Genomic DNA, 24,523 nt, shown 5'->3' on the forward strand with positions numbered 1-24,523 from the left:
GTGCCCGACCATGGAACAAGACGAAATCTACCTGATCGACCTCTGGCGGATCTTCACCCGCGGCTGGATCTGGTTCGCGGGCGTGCTGATCCTGACCCTGGCCGGCACCTATGCCTTCGCGCACCTGGTGAAGCGCCAGTGGCAGGCGACCGCGTGGATCCAGATCGCCCAGGTCGGGCAGGTGCCGCCGGGCCAGGATCCGAAGGTCGAGCCGCTGTTGCGCGTGATCGAGCGGCTGGAGCTGGTGCCGTTCGAGAACGAGATCCTGGAAGGCGCCGGCCATGCGCGCGATTCGTCCGTGGCAAGGCTTTATCGCAAGAGCCTGAAGCTGGAGCCGATGCCCTATGCCGGCCCGCTGGTCCGCCTGACAGTGCGGGCCTATTCCCGCGAGCAGGCGGCCGAACTGGCCACGGCGACGGTGGCCCGGTTGGCCGCGGTCCACCGGCGCCAGGAAGAAGCGCCGCTGCAGGCGGCGCGCGCGCGACTCGCCCGCATCGAGGCCGACCTGCAGGTCGCCGAGGGCGACCTGGCCCGCTATCAACGGGCGGCCGCACCGGGCAGCAGGGATGCGCAGGGTGCGCTGCTGGCCAGCCTGCTGCTGGCGAACAAGAACGAGGAGATCCGCGGCTTGCGGCAGGCGCGGATGGATCTCATGGAACGTCTCGGCCCGAGCTACACCTATGCGACGTCGATGATGTGGCCGGTCTACGTGCCCGACAAGCAGGCCTTCCCGAATCCCGAACTGACCTGGGGCATCGGCCTGCTGCTGGGCTTGCTGCTGGGCGCATGCGCGGCCGTGGCGAGGGCCGGTCGACGGCAGGGGGCCTGAACCCGGCGATGCATGCGCGGCCGGCGCCGTTCAACCAAACCGGCGCCGGCGCGCACTCACGGAGCGAATCCATGAAGTGCCGGGGCCGACCCGTGACGGGGTCGGCGCTATCGCGGTGAAGGGAAGTCTGCCTCACGGTGGGACGGAGTTCGTTCGATATGCGTGGACTGCACAAGCTGCGCCCCGGGCACCGCGCCGTGCCCGCCGGAAGCGCCCGCCAGCACCCGCGGCACTCGCCGCCGGACGAGGCACAGCTGCTCGACACGCAGCGCGCGTTCGACAGCGTCGCCGCCGACTACGACGGACCCCGCGGCAACAACGAGCTGATCCAGCGCATGCGACTGATCCTGTGGGATACCGTGCACAGCGTCGTGCCGCCTGGCGCGCGCCTGCTGGACCTGGGCTGCGGCACCGGCATCGACGCGCTGGAGTTTGCGCGGCGCGGCTTCCATGTCGTCGCCACCGACTGGTCGCCGCTGATGGTCGAACGCACGCGGGCGCGGGCGGCGGCCGCGGCCATGCAGTCGCGCGTGACGGTCGCGCACCTCGGCATCCAGCAACTGGCCCGGCTCGACGACGAGTTTGACGGCATCTATTCGAACTTCGGTCCGCTGAACTGCGTGCCGGACCTCGGCGCCGTCGCCACCGAATGCGCGCGCCTGCTGCGCCCCGGCGGCAGCCTGGTGTTCTCGGTGATGGGCCGGATCTGTCCGTGGGAGCTGGGGCACTACGCCCTGCGCGGCCGCTTCAAGCGCGCCGGCGTGCGCGCCGCGCGTGGCGCGACGGCGGTGGGCATGAACCGCCACACGATCTGGACCTGCTACTACCTGCCGCGCGAGTTCTACCGTGCCTTCAGCGGGCAGTTCTCGCTGCAGGGCTATCGCGCGCTGGGCCTGTTCCTGCCGCCGCCCTACCTGGTGGACTACTACCGCCGCCGGCGCCGCTGGTGCGAGCGCCTCGGCCGGCTCGACGATCGCCTGGGCGCGCTGCCGCTGCTGCGCGACATGGGCGACCATTTCCTGATCGTGCTGCGACGGCGCTGAGTCGATGGACGTCCTGCAGGCCGCGATGGATGTCAGCTTGTGCCGGGCCGTCTCGGTCACGCCCGCGGGCCGCTCGCGCATGCCGCTGCCGATCCGGGGCGGGCGGATCGGCGCGTCGCTGGCGGCGCGGGCATACCGGCTCGACCTGCACGACCATCTGCTCTTCCCCGGCCTGATCAACGCGCACGAGCATCTGCACGTCAACACGGTGCCGCCGCTGCCAGCCCGCGCGCCATTCCCGAACAGCTACGCCTGGATCGCCGCGTTCCGGGCGCACTTCGAGGAGCCGGCGGTGATCGCCGCGCTGCGGGTGCCGAAGGCGCTGCGGCTGCGCCACGGGGCACTGAAGAACCTGCTTGCCGGCACCACCTGCGTGGCGCATCACGACCCCTGGCACCCGGCGCTCGACGAGCCGGATTTCCCGGTCGCCGTGCTGCGCGACTACGGCTGGAGCTATGCGCTGGGCTGGCCCGATTACGGCCCGCCGGCGCAGTCGAGCTTCGCCGCCACGCCTGTCGACCGGCCCTGGCTGATCCATCTGGCCGAAGGCACCGACGCGATCGCGCAGGCGGAACTGGCCCGGCTCGACGAGATGGGTTGCCTGGCGGCGAACAGCGTGCTGATCCACGGTGTCGGCCTGCGCGAGCACGACGTCGACCGGGTGATCGAGCGCGGCGCGGCGGTGGTCTGGTGTCCGACCAGCAACCGCAACCTGCTCGGGCGCTCGCTGGACCCGCGGCGCCTGTGCGCGGCCGGCCGGCTCGCGCTGGGCAGCGACTCGCGGCTCAGCGGTGCGCGCGACCTGCTCGACGAAATGCGCGGCATCGTCGCCCGCGGCGAGCTGGGCGCCGGGCCGTTGCTGGACCTGGTCACCAGCCAGGCCGCGCGCATTCTGCGGCTGCCCTCCGGCGGCAGCCTGGCGCCGGGCGCGCTGGCGGACCTGGTGATCGTCGAGGACCGCGGCGGCGACGAGCGCTGCGGCCTGGTCGGCATCGAGCGCAGCCGGATCCGGGCGGTGGTGCGCCACGGCGTGCCGCGCATCGCCGATCCGGATTTCGCCGAATGGTTCGACGTCGCCGGCATGGACGCGGTGCCGGTGACGCTGGACGGCAGACCGAAACTGCTGGCCAGGCCGCTGGCCGACCCCGCGCTGGTGGCGCTCGAACCGGGGCTCGAACTGGCCGCCGCGCACCGCGCGCACGACCTCGCCATGGAGGCCGGCCAGTCGTGACGACGCGTCCGCCGATGCTGCTGCCGGCCGAGGCGTATGCCTTGTGGGCAGCCAGTTACCCCGCGCATGCGCACAACCCGGTGATGCAGGCGGAGGAGCGCGCCATGCTCGGGCTGATGCCGGCCACGCTGCATGGGCAGGCCGTGCTCGATGTCGGTTGCGGCAGCGGACGCTACATGCTGCATGCGCTGCGCCGTGGTGCGGCGCGCGTGATCGGCGTGGATCTGTCGTCGCCGATGCTCGCGCGCGCCGGCGTCGAGCTGGCCGCCTGGCAGGCCGCCGCGGACATCGACCTGGTGCAGGGCAGCCTCGAAGCGCTGCCGGTGCCGGATGCGCGGGCGAGCCTGACCGTGTGCGGCCTGGTCGTCGGCCATCTCGACGACCTGCAGCACGCGCTGGCCGAGCTGTGCCGGGTGACCCGGCCCGGCGGCACGCTGCTGTGCAGCGACGTGCATCCGATCGGAGATGCGCTGGGCTGGCTGCGCGACTTCAAGTCGGACGGCCGGCACTACGCCGTGCGGCACACGCGGCACCTGTACGGCCACTGGCACGCGGCCTGCGCCGCGCTCGGACTGCGCATCGAGCAGGTGCTGGAGCCGATGCTCGACCCGGCCGACATTCCCGCCGGTGCGCGTTTCGACCGCGCCGCGCTGGCGGTTCCCGTGGCGCTGGTGTTCCGGCTGCGGCGCGAGCCGTGATCCCCTCGTCCTGCAGGCCCTTGCCATGACCGATGCGGCACGCACGCTGTTGATCAACCCGACCATCACCTCGCGGCGCAGCGCGCGCTTCCCGTTGTCCCTGCTGCACCTGGCGGCCGCGCTGGAGCGCAGCGGCAACGACAGCCGGATCATCGACGGCAACGTCGACCGCGATTTCGTCAACGACGCCCTGCGCGCGCTGGAGGAGGGCGCCTTCGATGCGGTCGGCGTCAGCGTCATGGGCGGTCCGCAGCTGGCGCCGGCGATCGCCGTCTCCAGCGTGATCCGCGCACGCTTTCCAGCGGTGCCGATCGTCTGGGGCGGCTATTTCCCCACGCTCAACCCGGACGCGGCGCTGGCCGCGCCCTACGTCGACTACGCGGTGCGCGGGCAGGCCGGGGAGACCCTGCCGGAGCTGATCGCCGCGCTGGGCGGCAGGGCCGAGGCGAAGCTGGCGGCCATCGGCGGGCTGTCGTGGAAGCAGGGCGGCGCGGTCGTGCACAACCCGAACCGCCGTTTCACCCTGGCCGACCACGGCCGGGTGCTGCCCTACGACAAGCTCGGCGACCCGCGGCGCTACCTGGCGCGCACCTATCTCGGCCGCCGCACCGTGGCGCACCAGGCGTCGGTCGGCTGCCGCTTCCGCTGCACCTTCTGCGGCGTGGCCGCGATGTTCGGCGGCACCACCGTGCTGCCGGCGGCGCAGCAGCTCGAACGCGATCTGGGCTACCTCAAGCACACGCTGGGCGCGGACTCGGTGCAGTACTTCGACAACAATTTCTTCGATCGCGAGCGGGACATGCTGCCGCTGCTCGAAGTGATGGCCCGGTTCGAGATGCCGTGGTGGTGCTTTGCCCGCGCCGACGCCCTGCTCAACCTGTCGGAACAGGCGTGGAAGCTGGTGCGCAAGAGCCGGCTGCGGATGGCGTACATCGGCGCGGAGTCGCCCAACGGGCAGATGCTCAAGGAGATCCGCAAGGGCACGCGGCCGGACCAGACCATGGCGGTGGTGGAGTTGTGCCGCCGCCACGGCGTGATCCCCGAGCTGTCCTTCATGGTCGCGCCGCCGGAGAACACGGCCGAGGAGACCGAGCACACCTTCGAGTTCATCCGCGCGCTGAAGCGGGTCAATCCGCAGTCGGAGGTCGTCATCTACGTCTACACGCCGCTGCCGGAAAACAGCCGGCACGAGCAGGACCGCGCGCGGCGTCCGGCGAAACCGCTGTTCGGTCTCGACGGCGAACCGGTGGCGTTTCCGACCACGCCGGAGGAGTGGGCGCAGCCGCGCTGGGTCGACTACACCTGCCATGCCGACGCGCCCTGGCTCGACGACCGGCTGCGCCGGCGCATCCGGGATTTCGTCACCGTGCTGCGCTGCCGCTTTCCCACCGTGCAGGACCTGCGCTCGCCGCCGTGGGCCAAGCGCAGCCTGAGCGCGATGGCGCTCTGGCGCTACCGCTACGGCAGGTACGACCGGCCGTGGGAACTGGAGCTGGCCAACCGGCTGGTGCGCCTGCGCATGCCGCAGGTCTCGGGCCTCTAGCCGGGTGCGCGCCGTGCACGTCGCGCAGCTCAATTTCCTGCCCGCGCCGGCGGGACTGGCGCCAGCCGAGGTGCTGGAACGCTGGCACTCGCTGGTGGACATCGCCGAGGCGGCCGCCAGCGCCGGCACCCGCGTGTCGGTGATCCAGGCGGCGGCACGCGAGGAGCGGATCACGCGTGGCGGCATCGACTATCGCTTCGTCGACATCCGCGGGCTGGCGACGGCGGCCGACCGGAGCCGCCGTTTTGCCGGCGTGCTCGCCGAGATCCGCGCCGACGTGCTGCACGGGCACAGTCTCGGTTTTGCCGAGGACGCTTTCGCCATCGCGCAGTGCCTGCCGCGGCTGCCGATCATCCTGCAGGACCACGCCGATCGGCCGCCGCGCCGGTGGCGGCGGCCGCCGTGGCGGCGCTGGTATGCGGCACTGGCCGGCGTCGCCTTCACCGCACCCGAACTGGCGCGGCCGTTCACCCGGGCCGGACTGTTCGCGCCGCACACGCGGCGGTTTGCGATTCCCGAATCCAGCAGCCGCTTCAGTGTCGGCCATCGTGCCGACGCCCGCGCCGGAACCGGCCTGCATGGCGATCCCTGCGTGCTGTGGGTGGGGCATCTGAATGCCGGCAAGGACCCGTTGAGCGTGCTCGACGGCGTCAGCCTGGCGGCGCGGCGGCTGCCTGGCCTGCAGTTGTGGTGCGCCTTCGGCAGCGCGCCGCTGCTCGGCGCGGTGCGGGCGCGCATCGCGTGCGACCCGCAGCTTGCCGGGCGCGTGCACTTGCTGGGCACGGTGGCGCACGCGCGGGTCGAGCTGCTGATGCGCGCGGCCGACCTGTTCGTCTCGGGCAGCCGCGCCGAAAGCTGCGGCTACGCCGCGCTCGAGGCGCTGGCTTGCGGCGTCACTCCGGTGCTCACGGATATTCCCTCCTTCCGCGCGCTGATCGGCGACCGCGGCATCGGTCGCCTGTGGGCTTGCGGCGAGGCGACGCAGCTGGCCGAGGCGCTGGTCGCTGCCGCTGCCGGCCGGCCGCCGGCGGCACAGGTGCGCGCCCATTTCGACGCCGCGCTGTCGTTCGCCGCGGTGGGCCGGCAATGGGCCGATGCCTACGTGCAGGTGTGCGACGAGCGGTGCCGGAGGGCGTCGTGAAACTCGCGCTGGTGGTGCCGGGCGGGGTGGATCGCAGTGGCGAGTACCGGGTGATCCCGGCCTTGCTGGCGCTGATCGAACGACTGGCGCGCAGCCACGAGGTGCATGTCTTCGCGCTGCAGCAGGAAGCGGCGGCGGGCCGCTGGGAGCTCGCCGGCGCGAGCATCCACAACATCGGCGACGGCTGGACCCGGCTGCGCGCGATCGCGGCGATCCGCGCCGAGCATCGCCGCGCGCCGTTCGATCGGATCCAGGCGATCTTCTCCGGCTCGTGCGGCCTGGTGGCCGTGGCCGCGGCCAGGCTGCTGCGGCGGCCGAGCCTGGTGCATGTCGCCGGCGGCGAGCTGGTCGCGCTGCGCGCGATCGGCTACGGCGGGCGGCTGCGATGGAAGGGGCGGCTGCGCGAGGCATGCGTGCTGCGTGCCGCCGATGTCGTCACGGCGGCCAGCGCACCGGTCATCGAGGCGCTGCGCGCACTCGGCGTGGTGGCCCGGCGCGTGCCGCTCGGCGTCGACCTGCAGGCCTGGCCGCCGCTCGCGCCGCGCGTGCGCCGCACCGGCCCGGCGCGGCTGATCCACGTGGCCAGCCTCAACCGGGTGAAGGATCAGCCGACCCTGCTGCGCGCGCTGGCCGTGCTTCGCGACGGCGGGCTGGCCTTCCGCATGGATGTGGTCGGCGTGGACACCTTGCAGGGCGAGGTGCAGCGGCTGGCCGGCCGGCTGGGGCTGGCGCACTGCGTCCGCTTCCTCGGGTTCCGGACGCAACGCGAATTGCGCCCGTTGATGGAAGCGGCCGACCTGCTGGTGATGTCCTCGCTGCACGAGGCCGGTCCGCTGGTGTTGCTGGAGGCGGCGGTGGCCGGCGTGCCGACGGTCGGCACGGCGGTCGGGCATCTGGTGGAATGGGCGCCTGCGGCGGCACGTGCGGTGCCCGTCGGCGACTGGGCGGCGCTGGCCGAGGCGATCGGGCAGCTGCTTGCCGACGAAGCGCTGCGCCTGCGACTGGCCGCGGCTGCGCAGCGCCGGGCGCTGCCGGAGGACGCCGACTGCACGGCGCGGTTGTTCGAAGCGCTGTATCGGCACTCGCCCGCCGACGCGCAGGGTCAGGCCGGTTTGCGGGCCACGTAAAGTCGGAACTTCGAAGGCTCACGCCGGCCGCGGAGCTTCGCCGCGAAGGGGCGCAACGCCCAGCGCAGGCCGTACCACGGGCGGTGCACCTCCCAGCGGATCGACAGCGCAGCGGCCATCTGCTGCAGGCGCTCGTCGGTGAGGTAACCCAGGCTGGCGAGGGCGTCGGCCGCCGTGCCGTGGCGGCGCAGGAAGGCTTCGCGACGCTCGGCCAGCATCTGCCGGCCGCTCGCGTCGCGGGCGTACCACGGCGTGTCGCTGATGACCACCATGCCGCCCTTGCGCACGCAGCGCAAAGCTTCGCGCAGGCACGCTTCGCCGTCTTCGGCGTAGTGGAAGGAGGCATTGAACACGGCGGCGTCGAACTGCGCGTCGGCGAACGGCAGGCGACGGATCTCGGCCTGGAAGCGCGCAAACAGCGCCGGCAGGCGCGCCCGATAGTGCCGGGCCGCGCCCAGCCCGTCGCGATCGTTGCCGAGCAGGTCGACCGCGGTCGGCCGATACCCGGCCAGCGCCAGGCGAAAACTCATCCAGCCGTTGCCCGCGCCGAGGTCGAGGATGCGGCCCCCTTGCGGCAGCTGCCGCACGATGCAGTCGTAGCTGCGCGCGCGCATCCGCCACTGGTCGCGATTCCTGCCGCTGGCGTCGTGGTAGGGCAGGGCGAGGTAGAAATCCGCGCTTGCGCTGCCGCGGCCTTCGGCGGCCCTGATCCGCTCGTAGTCGGCGATGAAGCGCGCGTGGCGGGCGGCCGATTCCGGCGCCAGGGCGTGCGCGATGCCGTCGTCGATCACGATGGCGAAGCCGCAGGCCGGACAATCCAGCGTGTCGATGGCGCTTCCGCAGCGAGGGCAGCGCAGCCGCAGGCCCGCCAGCGCCGCCGCGTCCGCGGCATGGCTGGCCGGTGACGGGTCCGAGGCTGGTTGCGCCCGCGACATGGGCCGGCGCTACGGCGCGCGCGCCGGGCCTTCCAGCGCCGCGCGCACCGCGAACATGGTGTCCATCCGCGGCACCGGCCGGGTCAGCCAGGCAAGGATGCGCCGCCCGTGCGACAGGCCGGCCCAGTCCGGCCCCTGCTGCAGCCAGAGCTGCGTGCGCAGCATGTCGGCGCGCTCCCGGCTGGCCTCCCGCGTGGGCCTGATCCGCTGACCGAGGCAGCGTCCGAGCTCGCCGACGGAACGCGACCATTCGATGCCGTGCAGCGCATGCAGCCACAGATCGGAGCACGAAACGCAGGTCAGGGTGTGGCGGCGCGACGCCATCCGCAGCAGGGCGGGGCAACCGGTGGCGAGCCGTGCCAGCACGTCCGTCGCGATCGAGTCCGGGTAGTAGCGCGCGGTCAGCAGCAGCGGCGGCAGCGCATACCAGGGAGCGTCGCCGGCCGGGTCGTCCCACAGCACGTTCCAGTCGCCCGCGGACAGGCGTGCCGACAGCAGCGCGATGTCGTGCAGATGGAGCAGGCGCAGGCTGCGGTTGCACAGGTTGCCGGCGGCATGCAGCAGCAGGTGGTTCATCAGCGCGCCGGGCGACGGGTAGGGGTTCAGTCCGGGCCGCGGCTGCGGCGGACGGATGCGCGCGGTGATGTCCACCGCGGTGACCGGCAGCCGCTCCTGGATACGCGTGTGCAGCTCGATGTTGACCGGCGTGTCGCGGTGTTCGCCGAGGCCGGCAAAGGGCGCGCCGGCCGCCGGCCTGAACACCCGGTGCTTCCACGCGACGAACGACTCCACGTAGCCCAGTTCCTGCAGCAGCGCGATCGCCGGCGCGGCATCCTCGGCGCGGACCAGCAGGTCGATGTCGGCCATCGGTCGGTCGCCGGGCGCGTAGAGGCCGAGCGCGTGCAAGGCGGAGCCCTTCAGCGCGACGAGGGCGATGCCGCGAACGCGGGCGCCGGCATCGATGCGCTGCAGCAGCGTGGCGATGCGCCGATGGCGATGCTCGACGTGTGCGCGCTGGTCGGCCAGGAACGATCGCCAGGATGGGTGCTGCCACGCACAGCGTCGGCACAGCAGCGGCGACACCCCGTGCACGGCGGCGGCCACCGCCGCCAGCTGCCATTCGAGCGCGCTCCATGGCGGCGTGGCGCCGCCCGGCCGCGCCAGCTCCGCGGCGAGCGCCTCGGTGGTGCGGCGCAGGCCGGCCCTAACGACTTTGAGCGGCGGCAGCATGGGGGAGCAGCCGGATATCGATTCGCTTCGCCGCCGCCGCATCGTCGCTGCGGTGCGCGCGTTCGGAGGCGACCAGCGCATCCCATTTGGCATCGAGTGCCGCGCCCGCCTGCCGGTGGCGCTGCGGCGGGTCGGCGGCCTTCGATTGCTGCAGCGTGACCTGCTCGTGCAGCAGGTCGCGCACGCAGCGGTAGAAGTCGGAGTCGTAGGCGCCGTGGAACATCATGGCCAGGTCGCCGCTGTCCTGCCAATGGGTCTTGTCGCCGAGCTGGGCCTTGACCTTGTCGTAGAACTTCGTTCCCGGCAGCGGATAGGCGACGCTCACGCCGATGTCGTCGGGCGCGGCCTGCGCCACCAGTTCGCGGGTGGCCAGCAGGTCGTCCAGCTGCTCGCCGAGATAGCCGAGCTGGATGAAGAAGCCCACGCGGATGCCGCGCCGGCCCAGCCGCACCCGGGCCGCAATCAGGTCGGCGACCCGGGTGCCCTTGGCCATGCTGTCCAGCACGCGCTGGCTGCCGCTTTCGGCGCCCAGCCACGCCTCGGCGCAGCCGGCCTGTTCGAGCGCGTCGGTCATGCGCTCGCTCATCAGGTCGGCGCGGGTCTGGATGGTGAACGGCACCGGTCCGCCGGCGCTGCGCAGGCGCGCCCCGAACTGCGCCACCCAGTCGACGTGGAAGCCGAAGATGTCGTCGGCCATCCAGATGTGATCGGGCCCGAACGCCTGTTTCAGGTAGATCATCTCCGCCGCCACGTCCTCGGCGCTGCGCTGCTTGTAGTGGTTGCCCCAGATCGGCTTGGCGCACCAGTTGCAGCGGAACGGGCAGCCCCGCGACGCCGCCATGTTGAGGCTGAAGTAGCCGTGCCGTTCGCGCCACAGGGTCCGGTAGCGCGCGATGTCCACCAGGTCCCAGGCGGGGGGACCGACCAGCCGGGGGTCCGGCGGCATGGCACCCATGCGTCGCGCCTGGGTCTGGCCGTCCACCTGCGTGGCGATGCCGGCAATGCCGTCGAGCCAGTGGCAGGCGGCGATGGCCGGGTCGCGCTCCAGCCGCGCGATCAGTTCCAGCAGCGCCGCAATCCCTTCGCCCAGCAGCACCGCGTCCGCGCCGGCGGCGAGGAAGGCGCCCGGCTGATCCGACGCGTCGGAGCCGGCCACGATCACGCGGGCGCCGCGCGCATGCGCTTGCGCGATCATCCGGCACGCCGCCTCGCGCATGCGGCCGAGGCACATCTTGGTCAGGTAGTTGAAATTGTCCTCGTAGAGAACCACGACATCCGGCTGCGCGGCGCGCACGGCTGCTGCGTAATCCTCGACGCCATCGGCAAGCATCGCGTCGAACAGGGCGACGTCGTGGCCCCGCTGGCGCAGCAGCGCGGCGATCTGGATCGTGGCCAGCGGGGGATAGGGCTTGCCGCGTTCCCATTGCTTGGGGTCGTACCTCAGGAAATAGGAGTGGCCGACCTGAATCTTCAGCATCGCGAAGGGGCCTCGATCTCGCCGCGGGGACGGCAGCGGCGGCGAGGGGAAACCGGCTTCCTCGTCGATGCTGCCGGGACGTGAGTGCCGGCGCGCGGCACTTCGGTTGCCTCGCGTGGCGGGCCGTGCGGGTTGTCGGTGCCGCGGGTGCCGTCGGCGGGGCGCCTGGACAACCTTTTCGCCGTGGCCGCGCACTCAAGGCCAGGCGACGCGCTGCGGATTCGCCGCATCGTGCAACCACCTCTGGGCCGGGCAACTCGATCGGTGACCACGGCATCGACTCCTCGCGGCGACATCCGGGACGCCAGCGCGGATCCTTTCCGCGAGCGATCCGGCTGCCGCCGTGCCCTGAGCCGGCAGATACTCGGCGCGCGCTTCCGTTTCGAAAGCGCGAGCGAGGCGCTGCTGCAGCAGGTCGAGGCCGCTTACGGCGGCCTGCCGCCGCACCGTCTGCCGACGGCGGTGCCGGAGTTCCGCGTCGAGCTGCGTCTGTCGCCGCCGCGGCTGTCGCCGGGCGGGGGCGAGCCACCGCCGGTGCAGACGCAGGCGGGAGCCGGCTGGATCTGCGGCGTCATGGACGCGTCGAACTACGTGATGCTGGCGCCCGCGCAGCAGCGGGCCCTGGTGGTGGCCTCCGCCGACATGCTGGAGCGGCCCTACCATCTGCGCTACGAACTCATCGAGTTCGCCGTGTTCACCCTGGCGACGCGCGGGCAGGGCCTGGTTCCGCTGCACGGCGCCTGCGTGGGCCGGCGGGGCAGGGGCGTCCTGCTGCTGGGCGCCAGCGGTTCGGGCAAATCGACGCTGGCCTTGCTCGCGCTGCTGCAAGGCCTGGATTTTCTCGCCGAGGACGCGGTGTTCGTGCAGCCGCACGCCATGCTCGCCACCGGCGTGGCCAACTACCTGCACGTGCAGGCCGATGCGCTGCGCTTCGTCGACGCCGCCGGTGCCCGGCGCTGGATCGGCGAGGCGCCGGTGATCCGCCGCCGCAGCGGGATGGAGAAGTTCGAAGCCGACCTGAGACGGGGACCCGGCCGGCTCGCCGCGGCGCCATTGGAACTGGTCGGCGCCGTGCTGGTTTCGGCCCGGCCTGCCGCCAACGCCACCGCCTTGCTGAGCGCGGTTAGGGCCGCCGACGTCGCCGCGCGACTGTCCGCGGATCAGCCATACGCGTCCGGCCAGCCCGGCTGGCCCTGCTTCGCACAGCGGATGATGGCGATGGGCGTCCACGAGTTGCGCCGCGGCAAGCATCCGCGGGACGGCGTGGCGGCGTTGCGGGAACTGCTGGGCGACGGGTGATCGCGCCCGGGGTAACCGCCGGGGAGGCAGCAGCGAAGTAAGCTTGGGTTTTCCCGGGTTCACGTTTCACGTCCAACGGGTACGACCGGTCGGGATGGACTCCGGCCGGGGCGATGCCCCCTCACGAGGGTCACGGCAATGAAAAAGCGTTTTGCGGGATCGATGGCATTGGGTGCGTTGCTTGCGCTGGCTTCGGCGATGCCGGCTGTCGCCGCGCTCGCGCCCGGCGCCGTGGCGCCGACGTTCACCGCCCGGGCCAGCCAGGCCGGCAAGGAGTTCACCTTCTCGCTGGCCGATGCGCTCAGGAAAGGTCCGGTCGTGGTGTACTTCTACCCGTCGGCGTACACCGGGGGCTGCGACCTCGAAGCGCACACTTTTGCGGTCGAACGGGACAAGTTCGACGCGGCCGGTGCGACCATCATCGGCGTGTCGGCCGACAGCATCGAGCGGCTCGATGCCTTCTCGGCGGACCCGAAGTACTGCGCGGGCAAGTTCCCGGTCGCCTCGGACGCCGAGGTCAAGGTCGCGCTTGCCTATGGCCTGGAGGCGATGGCGGCGCGACCGGGCATGCACGACGTGCGCGGCGTGGCCATCGACCACGCGTTCATCCCCCGCACGACGTTCGTCATCGCCGGCGACGGCAGGATCGTCGCCACGCTTTCCTCGGAGACCGACCATCTGCGCCCCGACGAGCACGTGAAACAGTCGCTGGCCATCGTGCAACGGCTGCAGGCCGGCAAGGCACCGTGATCCGGGCAGCGGCGCGCGGGAGCTGAGCGGCGCCCCGGCGGCGCCGGTTTCCGGCTGCCGCCGATCCTGCCGCACGCCGTTCCGGCTGGGCGATGCAACCCCGCGCTCGCCGGATGGCACTCACCGGCATCGCGATCCGTGCCGTGCGCAGGCGCTGGCGTCGATCGCGGCGAAGCGCTGCCGCCACCGCGGCGGATCTTGCCGGCCATCCATCCGGATCAGCAGTGATGCCTGACGAACCATCGCCGGCGCAGGGCCACACGCTCGACCTGCTGCGTTCGCTCGCGCGCACGCTCGGCGGCGGCGACCTGGCGGAAATCGCCGCCTATGTCGCGTTGTCGCTGGCGGCGGCGCTGGTCGGCAGCCTTGCCGCGGTGCTGCTGGTGCCGCTGGTGCAGCCCGGGCACGCGTTGCAGCTGGCCGGCGGGATGTTCGACGTGGGCGGCGGCGTGGAGATGCGGGCCGCCGTCTTCGTCGCGGCCACCGCGGCCTTTGCCGTGCTGCGCTGGCTGGTGGCATGGCTGGGTGCGCGCCTGACCAGCCGTTACGGCATGACCCGGCGGCGCCTGGTGCATGCGCGGCTGGTCGATGCGCCGCTCGCCTCGCTGGCCGACGCGACCTCGGCGGAGATCGCGAACGTCCTGACCTACAACGTCGAAACCCTCACCCAGGGCTTCGCCGCACTGTTGCAGCTGCTGGTCGCCGGCATCACCACGATCGTCAGCCTGGGCTTCGCGTTCTGGGTGTCGCCGCCGCTGATGCTCACGGCGCCACTGCTTGCCGGTTTCGCGCTGGTCGCGTCGCGCATCTTCGGCCGCGAACAGTCGCAGGTCGGTCGCCGCTATGTCGCCGACATGACGCGGCTGTTCTGGCTCAGCGAGGATTTTCCGCGGCGCCTGCGCCACATCCGTTCGTTCGGGCGGGGGGACGCGGAAAAGGAAAGTTACGGCGCCATTTCCGCGGCGCTGGGCCACGGCTACCGGCGCCAACTGGAGCTGGTGGCGGCCGGGCGGCTGGTGCTCGAACTGCTGGCGGCGGCCGCGATCGCCGCCGTGCTCGTGCTCGCCTATCGCTGGCACGGCGTCGATCAGTCGTCGCTGATCGCGGTGTGCCTGCTGCTCGGGCGCCTGCTGCCTTATCTGGTATCGACCCGGCAGAGCTTCCAGCAACTGCGTTCGGCCGTCCCGGCTTTCGGGCTCTGGCAGCGCTACATGGACCTCGACACGATCCGTTCGCCGGCGACGCCATCGCCCGCCGGGCCGGGGACGGATCGACCGGCGCTGCACATCGAGCGGATCCGACTGGCGCCGCCGCTTGCCGGTCTCGACGTGCGCCAGGTGAGCCTGCGGCCCGGCGAGCTGACCCTGATCCGCGGCGACTCCGGCATCGGCAAGAGCAGCCTGGTCGACGTGCTGGCCGGCATGGGCGTGCCCGGGGTTTTCGCGGCGCGGGTCGACGGACACGCCATCGGCTTCGGCGAATACCGGGAACTCGTGCGGCACGGCGCCTATGTCAGCCAGGGCGTGCGACCCTGGCAGCATTCGGTGCGCGAATGCCTGCGCTGGGCGGCGCCCGAAGCCGGCGCCGAGCTGATGCAGGCCGCGCTGCAGGACGTCGGCCTCGACAGGCGACTGGCCGGCTCGCTGCAGGGCCTGGACACCGCGCTGCACAGTACGGCGAGCCGGCTCTCCGGCGGTGAGCTGCAGCGGCTGCTGCTGGCCCAGGTGATCCTGCGCCGGCCCTTCCTGGCCGTGCTCGACGAAGCGACCAGCGCGCTCGACGCCGCATCCGAGATCCAGGTGCTGGCCGCCATGAAACGCCGGTTGCCGCAGACGATACTCGTCGTGGTATCGCACCGGGCCAGCGTGGCAGCGGTCGCCGACCAGTGCCTGAGCATCGACGGCGACCTCGTGGCGACGATGACCGCGAGCGCGGATCCGTGCCGTGCCGCGGCGCTGGAGCATGGCGGGCGCCCGCACGATGGGGCGCGCTGAGCTTTCGATCCGGCGCGGACGTTCGGGTGCCCCGGGCCGGCCGGCAGCGGCTTCGCGGACGGCGGGATGACGTTCCAGGGCAGGCTGGTCGACGTGCCGGCGTGTCGGCGGAACGCCGGCCTGTGCCCCGTTGGCGCCGCGTGCACACGCGGCGTGCCTAGCATTGGCGCCACGCGGTGGCAGGGTGGCAAGGTGAGCGATTCCGACTCGAACCTGGAAACGGCGGCGCGCGGGCGCGTTGGTGCCGTGACCGTGCCGCCGGCGGCGATCAGCCATGCCGCGCGCGTGGTCTACCCGGACTGCGGGATCAGCAAGGGCGAGGTGGCCGCGTACTACGCCGCGGTGGCGCGCTGGATGCTGCCGGAGCTGGCGAACCGGCCGCTGTCGCTGCTGCGCTGCCCGGACGGGGTGGGCAGCGCCTGCTTCTTCCAGAAGCACCACACGCAGGCGCTGGGCCGGCACGTGCAGGTGGTCGCGCTGCGCGAGAAGGACGGCGGCGTCGACGACTACCTGTACGTGCGCGACCTGGCCGGCCTGCTCGAACTGGTGCAGATGAACGCGCTGGAGTTCCATCCGTGGGGTGCGCAGGTGGACCGGCCCGATGCGCCGGACCGGCTGGTGTTCGACCTCGATCCGGCCGCGGGCGTGCCGTGGGCGGCGGTGGTGGCCGCGGCGCGTGAGATCCGTGCGCGGCTGCGCGGGCTTGGCTTGCGGAGTTTCGTGCGCACCAGCGGCGGCAAGGGCCTGCACGTGGTGCTGCCGATCCGGCGCGGGCCGGACTGGGCCGCGGCGAAGCGTTTCTGCGCGGCGTTGGCCCGCGCACTGGTGGCGCGGCGGCCGCAGCAGTACGTCGCCAGCGCGAGCAAGTCGCGGCGGCAGGGCCTGATCTTCATCGACTGGCTGCGCAACACACGCGGCGCCACCAGCGTGTGCAACTGGTCGCTGCGCGCCCGCGCCGGCGCGCCGGTGGCGATGCCGCTGCGCTGGGAGGAACTGGGGCGGGTGCAGGGCGGGACGGCGTTCGACCTGCCCAAGGCGCTGAAGCGGGCGGCGGCGTTGCAGCGCGACCCGTGGGAGGGCATCGCCACGCTGCAGCAGGTGTTGCCGGAACTCTGAGCGCAACCCCGCCCGCCCCCCCCCTGCGGGCAGGGGAGGGCGCAAGGCCCGGGCTTTATTTCACCCGCAGCGTGTTGTTCGCGCGCTGTGCGTCCGGCAGCGCATGCGTCGGGTCGAGGGTGGCCGTAACCACCTTGCGCGTGCCGGCCACGCGCACCACGTAGCTGCGGTGCTGCTGCCAGGTTTCCACCGGCACGCGGATGTCCTGCTTGCTGCCGTCGTCGTAGGTCACTTCGAGCGTGGCCGGCAGCACCAGCCGGTCGAGGTTGGCCACGGTGACTTCGGCGCCGTGGCTCCAGTTGCCGTCGATCGGCGCCACCTTCTGCACCGCCATGTCGAACGTCCAGTTGTGCTCGTACCAGCCGCGCCAGAACCAGCCGAGGTCCTCGCCGGTGTCGCTTTCCATGAAGCGGAAGAAGTCCGACGGGCTGGGGTGCTTGTACGCCCAGGTGGCGATGTAGCGGCGGAACGCGGGGTCGAAGCGCTCCGGCCCGATGATCTGCTCGCGCAGCAGCACCAGGCCGAACGCGCCCTTGAAGTAGCTGATCGGGTGACGGTACTTCTCGCTCGTCATGTCGGCGCCGTTGAGCAGGGCGGGCGCGGCGGGGTCGGCCAGCACGGCGGCGATCTCGTCGGCCGGGTTGCCGCCGCCGGGCGCGTACTCGCTATCGCGCTTCGGCGCGTATTCGCCGTGGTTGAAGGCGTCGTCCTCGTAGACGTCGATGAAGGTGTTGAAGCCCTCGTCCATCCACGCGTCGCGGCGCTCGTTGCTGCCCACGATCATCGGGAACCAGATGTGCCCGATCTCGTGCGCGATCACCATGTGCAGGTTCTTGCCCTTGGCCAGCTTGTGGTCGAAGGTGATGCCCGGGTATTCCATGCCGCCGGCGGTGCCGGCCTCGTTGATCGCCACCGGCCACGGGTACGGATACCACTGCTTCGAGAAGTATTCGGTGGACGCCTTGAGGTATTCGGTGGCGCGGCCCCACGCCGCATCGCCGCCGCTCTCGGCCGGATAGACCGACATCGCCAGCGCGGTTTTCCCTTCGGGCAGGTTGATCCGCGCGGCGTCCCACACGAATGCCTTCGACGCGCCGAACGCCACGTCGCGGGTGTTGTGCATGCGGAAGTGCCAGGTCAGCGTGCCGCTCTGTTTCGGACGGCTGGACGGCTGGGTGACTTCCTCCGCCGTGCGGATCATCACGGTGGCGTCGCTGTGGCGGGCCCGCTCCAGCCGCTGCCGTTCGGCTTTCGTCAGCACCTCGTCAGGGTTCAGCAGCTCGCCGGAGCCGGCCACGATCATGTCCCACGGCACGGTGACGGCGTAGTCGAAATCGCCGTATTCCAGGTAGAACTCGCTGTTGAGGTAGGGCGCAGTGTCCCACCCGCGCAGGTCGTCGTAGACAGCCATGCGCGGGTACCACTGCGCGATCTCGAAGATCTCGCCGTGCTTGCTGGGGTTGACGTCGGTGCGCCCGCCGAATTCGCCGGGCACGGTGTAGCTCCAGGCGACGTGCAGGCGCAGGCTGCCGCCGTTGCCCTTCAGTGCCGCGGGCAGCTGCACCTGCATGCGCGTGTCGGAAACCAGCCACTGCACCGGCTGCCTGTCCCCGTGCGCGTCTTCCACTTCCACCGAGGCGATCTGGTAGCCATCGGTGAACTCGGTGGGGAACTTGCTGGTGAACGCGCCGCGGGCGTCGCGGCGGTAGCGGTTCTGGTCCAGCTGCAGCCACAGCACGTCGAGCGCGTCGGGGCTGTGGTTGGTGTAGCTGATCACCTCGCTGCCGCGCAGCTGCCGCGTGGCCGGGTCGAGCGTGGCCTCGATCCGATAGTCGGCGCGGTTCTGCCAGAACAGCGGGCCGGGCTTGCCGCTGGCCGAGCGGTAGGCGGTGGCCGGCTGCGGGTAGCTGTACGGGGCGAACGCCTGCAGCGGATCGAAGCGCGCGGCCGCGTCGGTGGCGGCGAATGCGGGTGCCGCCAGCAGCACGGCGGCGGTGATGGCGAGGAACAGCGCGGGTTGGTTCATGCGGTGCCTTGGGGAAGGTGGGGGATCACGGCCGGCCGCCGGCACGCAGCAGCGCCAGCACGTCGTGGCAGGCGCCCATGGTGTGGTAGTCGGTCTTGCCGGCCGGGCTTTTCTCGTCGCTGTACTTGCGATTGTCGCGGGTGAGGATGCGGTACCAGGCGCCGTGGCGGTGGTCGACCAGATGCTGCCACGCGTAGGCCCACAGTTTCCCGTACCAGTCGTCATAGGCCGGCTCGCCGGTGTGCGCATGCAGCCGCGCGGCGGCGGCCAGCGATTCGGCCTGCACCCAGAAGTACTTGTCGTCGTCGCAGACGCTGCCGTCGGGCGCGAAGCCGTAGCAGATGCCGCCGTACTCGCCGTCCCAGGCGCGCGCCAGCGCGGTGTCGAACAGCTGCCGCGCGGTGGGTAGCAGCCAGTCCTCGTCATCGCCGCGCGCGCGCAGCAGCGGATCCATGGTCAGCAGCAGCTTCGCCCACTCGGTCTGGTGGCCGCTCTGGAAGCCCCACGGGCGGAACAGGTGCTTGGGGTCGTCGCGGTGGTAGTCCCAGTCGATGGCCCAGTCGCGGTCGTAGTGCTCCCACACCAGCCCGCCGGCCAGCGCCGCCTGACGGCGGGTCATGCGGTCGGCGAGGGTGTACGCGCGATCGAGATAACGCGGCTCGTGGCTGGCCTGGTAGGCGGCCAGCAGCGCCTCGCACAGGTGCATGTTCGCGTTCTGGCCGCGGTAGTCGCTGAAGTGCCAGTGCGCGTCCGCCTCGTCGCGGTACAGCCCGGCGTCGGCGTCCCAGTAGCGCAGCTCCAGCAGGCTCCAGGTCTCGTCCATCCACGCGGCAGCCTCGGCGATGCCGGCCTTCACCGCGCTGGCGCAGGCCAGCAGCACGAAGGCTGCGCCGTAGGCGTGGTTGCTGCGGTCTTCCGGCTGGCCGTCGCGGATCGTCCAGGCGTAGCCGCCGGTGTACGGGTCGCGATGCACCTCGCGCAGGTAGCGCAGGCCGTGGCGCGCGGCGTCGAGGTACTCGTCGCGCAGCGCCGTGTCGTCGCCGAATTCGATCGCCGCCATCGCGTAGTTGAAGACGAAGCGGGTGCTGCTGACCAGATGCCGGTGCGTGCGGTCGTAGATCGTGCCGTCGTCGCGGAAGTAGTGGAAGAAGCCGCCTTGCGGGTCGATCGCATGCGGGTGGTAGAACGCCATGGTCTGCGCGATGTGCCCGCGCAGGAAAGCGGCGGAGCGGAAGTCGGGAGTAGCGTTCATGCCTGGCGTTCCATGAAGGCCAATACCTCTTCGCCGCGCGGCATCGCGACGAACGAGCCCTGGCGGGTGACGGTGAGTGCGCCGCAGGCGGCGGCGAAGCGCAGCATCGCGTGCAGCCGCGGCAGCGCGACGACCAGGCGGTCGAGCCGGTCCGGGGTGGCTTCCAGCTCGGCCAGGCAGCACAGCAGGCCGCCCATGAAGGCATCGCCGGCCGCGGTGGAGTCGACAGTCTCGACCGCGTAGCACGGCAGCTCGCCTTCGGCTTCGGGGTGGAACCAGCGCAGCGGCCGGGCGCCGTCGGTCACCACCACCAGGCGGGTGCGGCCCAGCCACAGCCGGTCCAGCGCGGCCTGTTCGCCGTCGATCGCCAGCCAGGCGAATTCCTCGGCGGAGAGCTTCACCACGTCGGCCAGGTGCAGCGCCGGCCACAGCAGCGGGTGTGGATCGGCATCGGCCGGCCACAGCGCAGGACGCAGGTTGAGATCGAAGCTGACCAGGGCGCCGGCGCCGTGCGCGCGCTGCATGCCTTCGCGGGTGGTCGCGGCCAGCGCCGGATCCGTCATGCTGTTGGAGCAGACGTGGAACACGGCGACGTCGCGGAAGCCGTCGGCGCGGAAGTGCGCCGGGCGGAACAGCAGGTCGGCGGTGTGGTCGCGGTAGAAGCCGAAGCTGCGCTCGCCGCGCGCGTCCAGCGTGACGAAGGCCAGCGCGCTGTTCGCCGCCTCGGTGCGCACCACGTCGGCGGTGCCGACGCCGGCCTGCTGCAGGCTGTCGAGCAGGAAGTCGCCGAAGCGGTCGCGCGCGAGCATGCCGGCGAAGCGCGCGTGTCCGCCCAGCCGCGCCGCGGCGACCGCCACGTTGGCCGGCGCGCCGCCGGCGAACGGCACGAAGCGCGCCGCGAAGCCGCGCGGGTCGAGGCCGTCGGCATGCAGGTCGATCAGTGCCTCGCCGAAGCACAGAATGGGCCGTGGCGGCATGTCAATGGATTCCGCTGGCGTCCGCTGCCGGCAGGCTGCGGATGCGCGAGCCGCGCAGGCCGTAGAACACGATGTACAGGTAGCACAGCAGCGGCAGGAAGAACGCGTGCTGCAGGCCGATGTGGTCGGCGAACAGGCCCTGTAGCGGCGGCATGATCGCGCCGCCGACGATGGCCATGATCAGCAGGCTGGACGCCTTGCTGGTCATCGGCCCCAGCCGCTCGATGCCCAGCGCGAAGATGGTCGGGAACATGATCGAGTTGAACAGGCCGATCGCGATGATGCTGTACATCGCCAGCGCGCCGCTGCTCGACATGGTGGTCAGCACCAGCAGCGCGTTGATCGTGGCAAACGCGGCCAGCAGCTTGCGCGGCGAGAACTTCGCCATCAGCGCCGAGCCGGCGAAGCGGCCGACCATCGCGCCGCCCCAGTACCAGGATACGTACTTCGCCGCCTGCTGTTCGCTCAGGTGGCCGATCTCCGGCATCGACAGGTAGTTGACCATGAAGCTGCCGATCGACACTTCCGCGCCGACGTAGAAGAAGATGCCGAGCACGCCGAACAGCACGTGCGGGTGGCGCAGCACGTCGGCGAAGCCGTGGCGCGCGTGGTCGCCCTTGTCGGTGGCTTCGCTCAGCGCCGGCAGGCGGAACAGCCACACGAACACCGTCAGCAGGAACAGCACCACCGCCAGGCCGATGTACGGCCCCTGCACCGCCTGCGCCTGCTGGGTGTCGTAGAGCAGGCGCTGCGCCGGTTCCAGCGCGGCTAGCTCGGTCGGACTCTTCACCACGTTGGACAGGATCAGCAATCCGCCGAACCACGGCGCCAGGAAGGTGCCGAACGAGTTCAGCGCCTGCGCCAGGGTCAGCCGGCTGGAGCTGGTCTTCTCCGGGCCGAGCAGGGCCACGTAGGGGTTGGCCGCCACCTGCAGCACGGTGATGCCGGTGGCCAGCACGAACAGCGCGCCGAGGAAGGCCGGGTACAGGTGCAGTCCGGCGGCTGGCCAGAAGCCCAGCGCGCCGACGCCGGCAATCGCCAGCCCGGCCACGATGCCCTTCTTGTAGCCCAGCGCGGCGACCAGTCGGCCGGCCGGCAGCGCCATCAGGAAGTACGCGCCGAAGAAGGTGAACTGCACCAGCATCACCTGCGCGTAGTTGAGCTGGAAGATCGACTTCAGGTGCGGGATCAGGATGTCGTTGAGGCAGGTCAGGAAGCCCCACATGAAGAAGATGGTGGTGAGCACGCCCAGCGCCATCGGGTGGCTGGTGTAAGGCTCGTGGCCGGCGTGCTCCGGCGTGGGCGCGGGCGTGGAAGACGGTGCAGCGGCAAAGGCCATGGCGGTATTCCGGTACGGGGGTGGTCGAGGGTTGGGCGGAATCGGGCGCGGGACACGCCGCGGCGTCAATGTAACCGTTTTCACCGGCATGCCGATCGCGCGCCGCAACATGCCCGCGCGGTGCTATTTTCAGCGCCTTGCCCACCGCCGACCGAGGTAGCCCATGTCCCGCACCATCGCGATGATGCTCGCCCTGCTGGGGTTCATGGCCAGTGCGCCGGCGCTGGCCGCGCGCGGACATGCGGCCGACGTCGACCCGCGCATCGGCACCGGCGGCGATGGCCATACCTTTCCCGGCGCCACCGTGCCGTTCGGCATGATCCAGCTGTCGCCCGACACCGCGATGCCGGATTTCAGGCACGCCTACCACTGGGCTGCCGGCTACCAGTACGGCGACGGCAGCCTGCTGGGTTTCTCGCATACGCATTTCTCCGGCTCCGGCCATTCGGACCTGGGCGACGTGCTGGTGATGCCGATCGCCGGCGACGTGCGGCTGGAACCGGGTGACCCGGCCAAGCCGGGCAGCGGCTACCGCTCGCGCTTCTCGCACGCCAGCGAGGTGGTGCAGGCTGGCTACTACGCGGTGACGCTGAGCGATTACGGCGTGCGCGCCGAACTCACCGCCGGGCGCCGGATCGGCTGGCACCGCTACAGCTTCCCCGCCGGCAAGCCGGCCCACCTGCTGCTGGACCTGCGCCCGAGCATCTACGACTACCCCGGCAAGGTACTGTGGGCCAGTCTGCGCGTGCATGCGGACGGTACCGTCAGCGGCTGCCGCAGCACCCGCGGCTGGGCACCGGGGCGCGAGCTGTGCTTCGCCCTGCGCTTCTCGCAGCCGATGACTTCGCGCGAGCTGTACAACCGCGAGACCGACATCACCTACAAGGGTTTCAAGGGGCCGGGCAACCAGGCCGAGGACCGCGACGCGCAGGGCGGCCGCGCGCTGCTCGGCGTGTTCGATTTCGGCAAGCTGAAGCAGCCGCTGGAGGTGAAGGTGGCGATCTCGCCGGTGAGCGAAGCGAACGCGATTGCCAATCTCGACCAGGACGGCGCCGGCTGGGACTTCGACGCCCGTCGCGCCGAGGCGAAGGCCGCCTGGGACCGGGCGCTGGCGGTGGTCGACGTGGACGCGCCGAAGACCGCGAAGACCCAGTTCTACACCGCGCTGTACCACGCCATGCTGTCGCCCACGCTGAGCATGGACGCCAACGGCGACTACCGCGGGCCGGACCACGCGGTGCACCGGGCCGAAGGCTTCGACTTCTACTCCACCTGGTCGCTGTGGGACGTCTACCGCGCGCAGCAGCCGCTGATGGTCCTGCTGCATTCCGAGCGCAGCACGGATTTCATCCGCTCGCTGATCGCCGCGCGCGAGGCCAGCCCGTTCGGCATCCTGCCGGTGTGGGCGTACCAGGGGCTGGAGACCTGGTGCATGATCGGCTACCACGCGGTGCCGGTGATCGCCGACGCCTACGTCAAGGGCGTGCGCGGCTTCGATGCGGACAAGGCGCTTGAGGCGATGGTGGCCAGCGCGACCTATGCGCCGTACGGCGACCTGGCCGACTACATGAAGCTCGGCTACGTGCCGATCGACAAGGAGCCCGAAGGCGCCTCGAAGACGCTGGAATACGCCTACGACGACTGGTCGCTGGCGCAGATGGCGAAGGCGATGGGCAGGGCCGACATCGCCGCCACGTTCGGCAAGCGGGCGGCGAACTGGCGTCATGCATGGGATCCGCAGACCGGCTTCATGCGCGCGCGGCTGGCCGACGGCACGTTCCGCGAGCCGTTCGATCCGGAGGCCGCCGGTTACGGCAGCGACTACACCGAGGGCAACGCGTGGCAGTACTCGTGGTACGTGCCGCAGGACGTGGCCGGGCTGATCGGCGCGATGGGCGGCGACGCGAAGTTCGTGGCCAGGCTCGATGCGCTGTTCGAGGCGAAGGTCGACCCGTCGCACTTCAAGCATGTCGAGGACATCACCGGGCTGATCGGCTGGTACGCGCACGGCAACGAGCCCAGCCATCACATCGCCTATCTGTACGACTACGCCGGCGCGCCGTGGAAGACGCAAGCCAGGCTGAAGCAGATCATGGACAGCCAGTACGCAGCGCGTCCCGACGGCCTGAGCGGCAACGACGACCTCGGCCAGATGTCGGCCTGGTACGTGTTCACCGCGCTCGGCGTCTACCCGGTGACGCCGGGCAGCGACGAGTACGCGATCGGCCGGCCGTTCGTGGCGCGCGCCGCGCTCCACCTTGGTCACGGCCGCACCTTCACGATCAGCGCGTCGCCGCTGGACGATGCGCACCCCTACGTCGGCGCGGTGACCCTGAACGGCCAGCCGCTGCAGCGCAGCTACCTGCGCCACGGCGAGATCGTGGCCGGCGGCGAACTGCATTTCACCATGCAGGCGCAGCCGAACCGGGAGTGGGGCAGCGCGGCGTCGGCCCGGCCGGCGGCGATGAGCCGCTACGGGCAATGAACGGCGCGTCCGGCGACGCGCGGATGAAACA

Annotated in this window: 19 protein-coding genes; 12 read left to right on the top strand and 7 right to left on the bottom strand. The window is 71.4% G+C overall.

Features of this window, described 5'->3' with window-relative positions; all coding sequences use genetic code 11:
* Positions 1-10 precede the first annotated feature (10 nt).
* From R2APBS1_RS03230 to R2APBS1_RS03260, 7 genes are all read left to right on the top strand, one after another.
* A complete protein-coding gene (locus R2APBS1_RS03230; RefSeq protein WP_015446864.1) occupies positions 11-829 on the top strand; it encodes a Wzz/FepE/Etk N-terminal domain-containing protein in 819 nt (272 codons plus the stop codon).
* Between the two features lie 158 nt (positions 830-987).
* Positions 988-1,872 (top strand): class I SAM-dependent methyltransferase, encoded by an 885-nt coding sequence (locus R2APBS1_RS03235; protein WP_015446865.1) that lies wholly within the window; start codon positions 988-990, stop codon positions 1,870-1,872.
* A 4-nt stretch (positions 1,873-1,876) separates the two neighbouring features.
* Complete coding sequence (locus R2APBS1_RS03240) at positions 1,877-3,103, top strand: amidohydrolase family protein (protein ID WP_015446866.1); 1,227 nt, start codon at positions 1,877-1,879, stop codon at positions 3,101-3,103.
* Between the two features lie 14 nt (positions 3,104-3,117).
* A complete protein-coding gene (locus R2APBS1_RS03245) occupies positions 3,118-3,801 on the top strand; it encodes a class I SAM-dependent methyltransferase (RefSeq protein WP_037115676.1) in 684 nt (227 codons plus the stop codon).
* 25 nt (positions 3,802-3,826) lie between these two features.
* Entirely contained in the window at positions 3,827-5,344 is a 1,518-nt protein-coding gene (locus tag R2APBS1_RS03250) for a B12-binding domain-containing radical SAM protein (protein ID WP_015446867.1), read from the top strand.
* A gap of 13 nt (positions 5,345-5,357) precedes the next feature.
* Positions 5,358-6,485, top strand: a complete 1,128-nt coding sequence (locus tag R2APBS1_RS03255; RefSeq protein ID WP_015446868.1) for a glycosyltransferase family 4 protein — start codon at positions 5,358-5,360, stop codon at positions 6,483-6,485.
* A complete protein-coding gene (locus R2APBS1_RS03260) occupies positions 6,482-7,612 on the top strand; it encodes a glycosyltransferase family 4 protein (RefSeq protein WP_015446869.1) in 1,131 nt (376 codons plus the stop codon). The genes R2APBS1_RS03255 and R2APBS1_RS03260 overlap by 4 nt, the downstream gene beginning before the upstream one ends.
* Here the strand turns inward: R2APBS1_RS03260 and R2APBS1_RS03265 are convergent.
* Genes R2APBS1_RS03265 through R2APBS1_RS03275 form a run of 3 tightly spaced genes read right to left on the bottom strand, consistent with a single transcriptional unit; the run spans position 7,588 to position 11,254 of the window.
* The gene (locus R2APBS1_RS03265) at positions 7,588-8,547 is read right to left on the bottom strand and encodes a class I SAM-dependent methyltransferase (protein ID WP_015446870.1); all 960 of its coding nucleotides are present in this window, start codon (positions 8,545-8,547) and stop codon (positions 7,588-7,590) included. The two genes, R2APBS1_RS03260 and R2APBS1_RS03265, sit on opposite strands and share 25 nt — an antisense overlap.
* 9 nt (positions 8,548-8,556) lie before the next feature.
* On the bottom strand, positions 8,557-9,777 hold the full coding sequence (locus R2APBS1_RS03270) for a nucleotidyltransferase family protein (protein WP_015446871.1): 1,221 nt from the start codon (positions 9,775-9,777) through the stop codon (positions 8,557-8,559).
* Positions 9,752-11,254: a B12-binding domain-containing radical SAM protein gene (locus tag R2APBS1_RS03275; protein ID WP_015446872.1), complete on the bottom strand. Its 1,503-nt coding sequence runs from the start codon at positions 11,252-11,254 to the stop codon at positions 9,752-9,754. The genes R2APBS1_RS03270 and R2APBS1_RS03275 overlap by 26 nt, the downstream gene beginning before the upstream one ends.
* 228 nt (positions 11,255-11,482) lie before the next feature.
* Between R2APBS1_RS03275 and R2APBS1_RS03280 the strand changes: the two genes are divergently transcribed.
* From R2APBS1_RS03280 to ligD, 4 genes are all read left to right on the top strand, one after another.
* A complete protein-coding gene (locus R2APBS1_RS03280) occupies positions 11,483-12,553 on the top strand; it encodes a phosphoenolpyruvate carboxykinase (ATP) (protein ID WP_425477022.1) in 1,071 nt (356 codons plus the stop codon).
* 138 nt (positions 12,554-12,691) lie between these two features.
* On the top strand, positions 12,692-13,303 hold the full coding sequence (locus R2APBS1_RS03285) for a peroxiredoxin (RefSeq protein ID WP_015446874.1): 612 nt from the start codon (positions 12,692-12,694) through the stop codon (positions 13,301-13,303).
* A 227-nt stretch (positions 13,304-13,530) separates the two neighbouring features.
* Complete coding sequence (locus tag R2APBS1_RS03290; RefSeq protein WP_007507384.1) at positions 13,531-15,297, top strand: ATP-binding cassette domain-containing protein; 1,767 nt, start codon at positions 13,531-13,533, stop codon at positions 15,295-15,297.
* A 192-nt stretch (positions 15,298-15,489) separates the two neighbouring features.
* Entirely contained in the window at positions 15,490-16,413 is a 924-nt protein-coding gene (gene ligD, locus R2APBS1_RS03295) for a non-homologous end-joining DNA ligase (RefSeq protein WP_425477001.1), read from the top strand.
* A 55-nt stretch (positions 16,414-16,468) separates the two neighbouring features.
* Here ligD and R2APBS1_RS03300 read toward each other — a convergent pair whose 3' ends face one another.
* The 4 genes from R2APBS1_RS03300 to fucP are packed head-to-tail and all read right to left on the bottom strand — an operon-like array spanning position 16,469 to position 21,926.
* A complete protein-coding gene (locus tag R2APBS1_RS03300) occupies positions 16,469-18,439 on the bottom strand; it encodes a M1 family aminopeptidase (protein ID WP_007507380.1) in 1,971 nt (656 codons plus the stop codon).
* A gap of 25 nt (positions 18,440-18,464) precedes the next feature.
* A complete protein-coding gene (locus R2APBS1_RS03305; RefSeq protein ID WP_007507378.1) occupies positions 18,465-19,691 on the bottom strand; it encodes an AGE family epimerase/isomerase in 1,227 nt (408 codons plus the stop codon).
* A complete protein-coding gene (locus tag R2APBS1_RS03310) occupies positions 19,688-20,668 on the bottom strand; it encodes a carbohydrate kinase family protein (RefSeq protein ID WP_007507376.1) in 981 nt (326 codons plus the stop codon). Before R2APBS1_RS03310 ends, R2APBS1_RS03305 begins: the two co-directional genes overlap by 4 nt.
* A gap of 1 nt (position 20,669) precedes the next feature.
* Positions 20,670-21,926: an L-fucose:H+ symporter permease gene (fucP, locus tag R2APBS1_RS03315; RefSeq protein ID WP_425477023.1), complete on the bottom strand. Its 1,257-nt coding sequence runs from the start codon at positions 21,924-21,926 to the stop codon at positions 20,670-20,672.
* A 244-nt stretch (positions 21,927-22,170) separates the two neighbouring features.
* On the opposite strand from fucP, the gene R2APBS1_RS03320 reads away from it, so the two are divergent.
* The gene (locus R2APBS1_RS03320; protein ID WP_007507372.1) at positions 22,171-24,492 is read left to right on the top strand and encodes a GH92 family glycosyl hydrolase; all 2,322 of its coding nucleotides are present in this window, start codon (positions 22,171-22,173) and stop codon (positions 24,490-24,492) included.
* Positions 24,493-24,523 lie beyond the last annotated feature (31 nt).

The sequence above is a fragment of the Rhodanobacter denitrificans genome (assembly GCF_000230695.2).
Lineage (GTDB): Bacteria > Pseudomonadota > Gammaproteobacteria > Xanthomonadales > Rhodanobacteraceae > Rhodanobacter > Rhodanobacter denitrificans.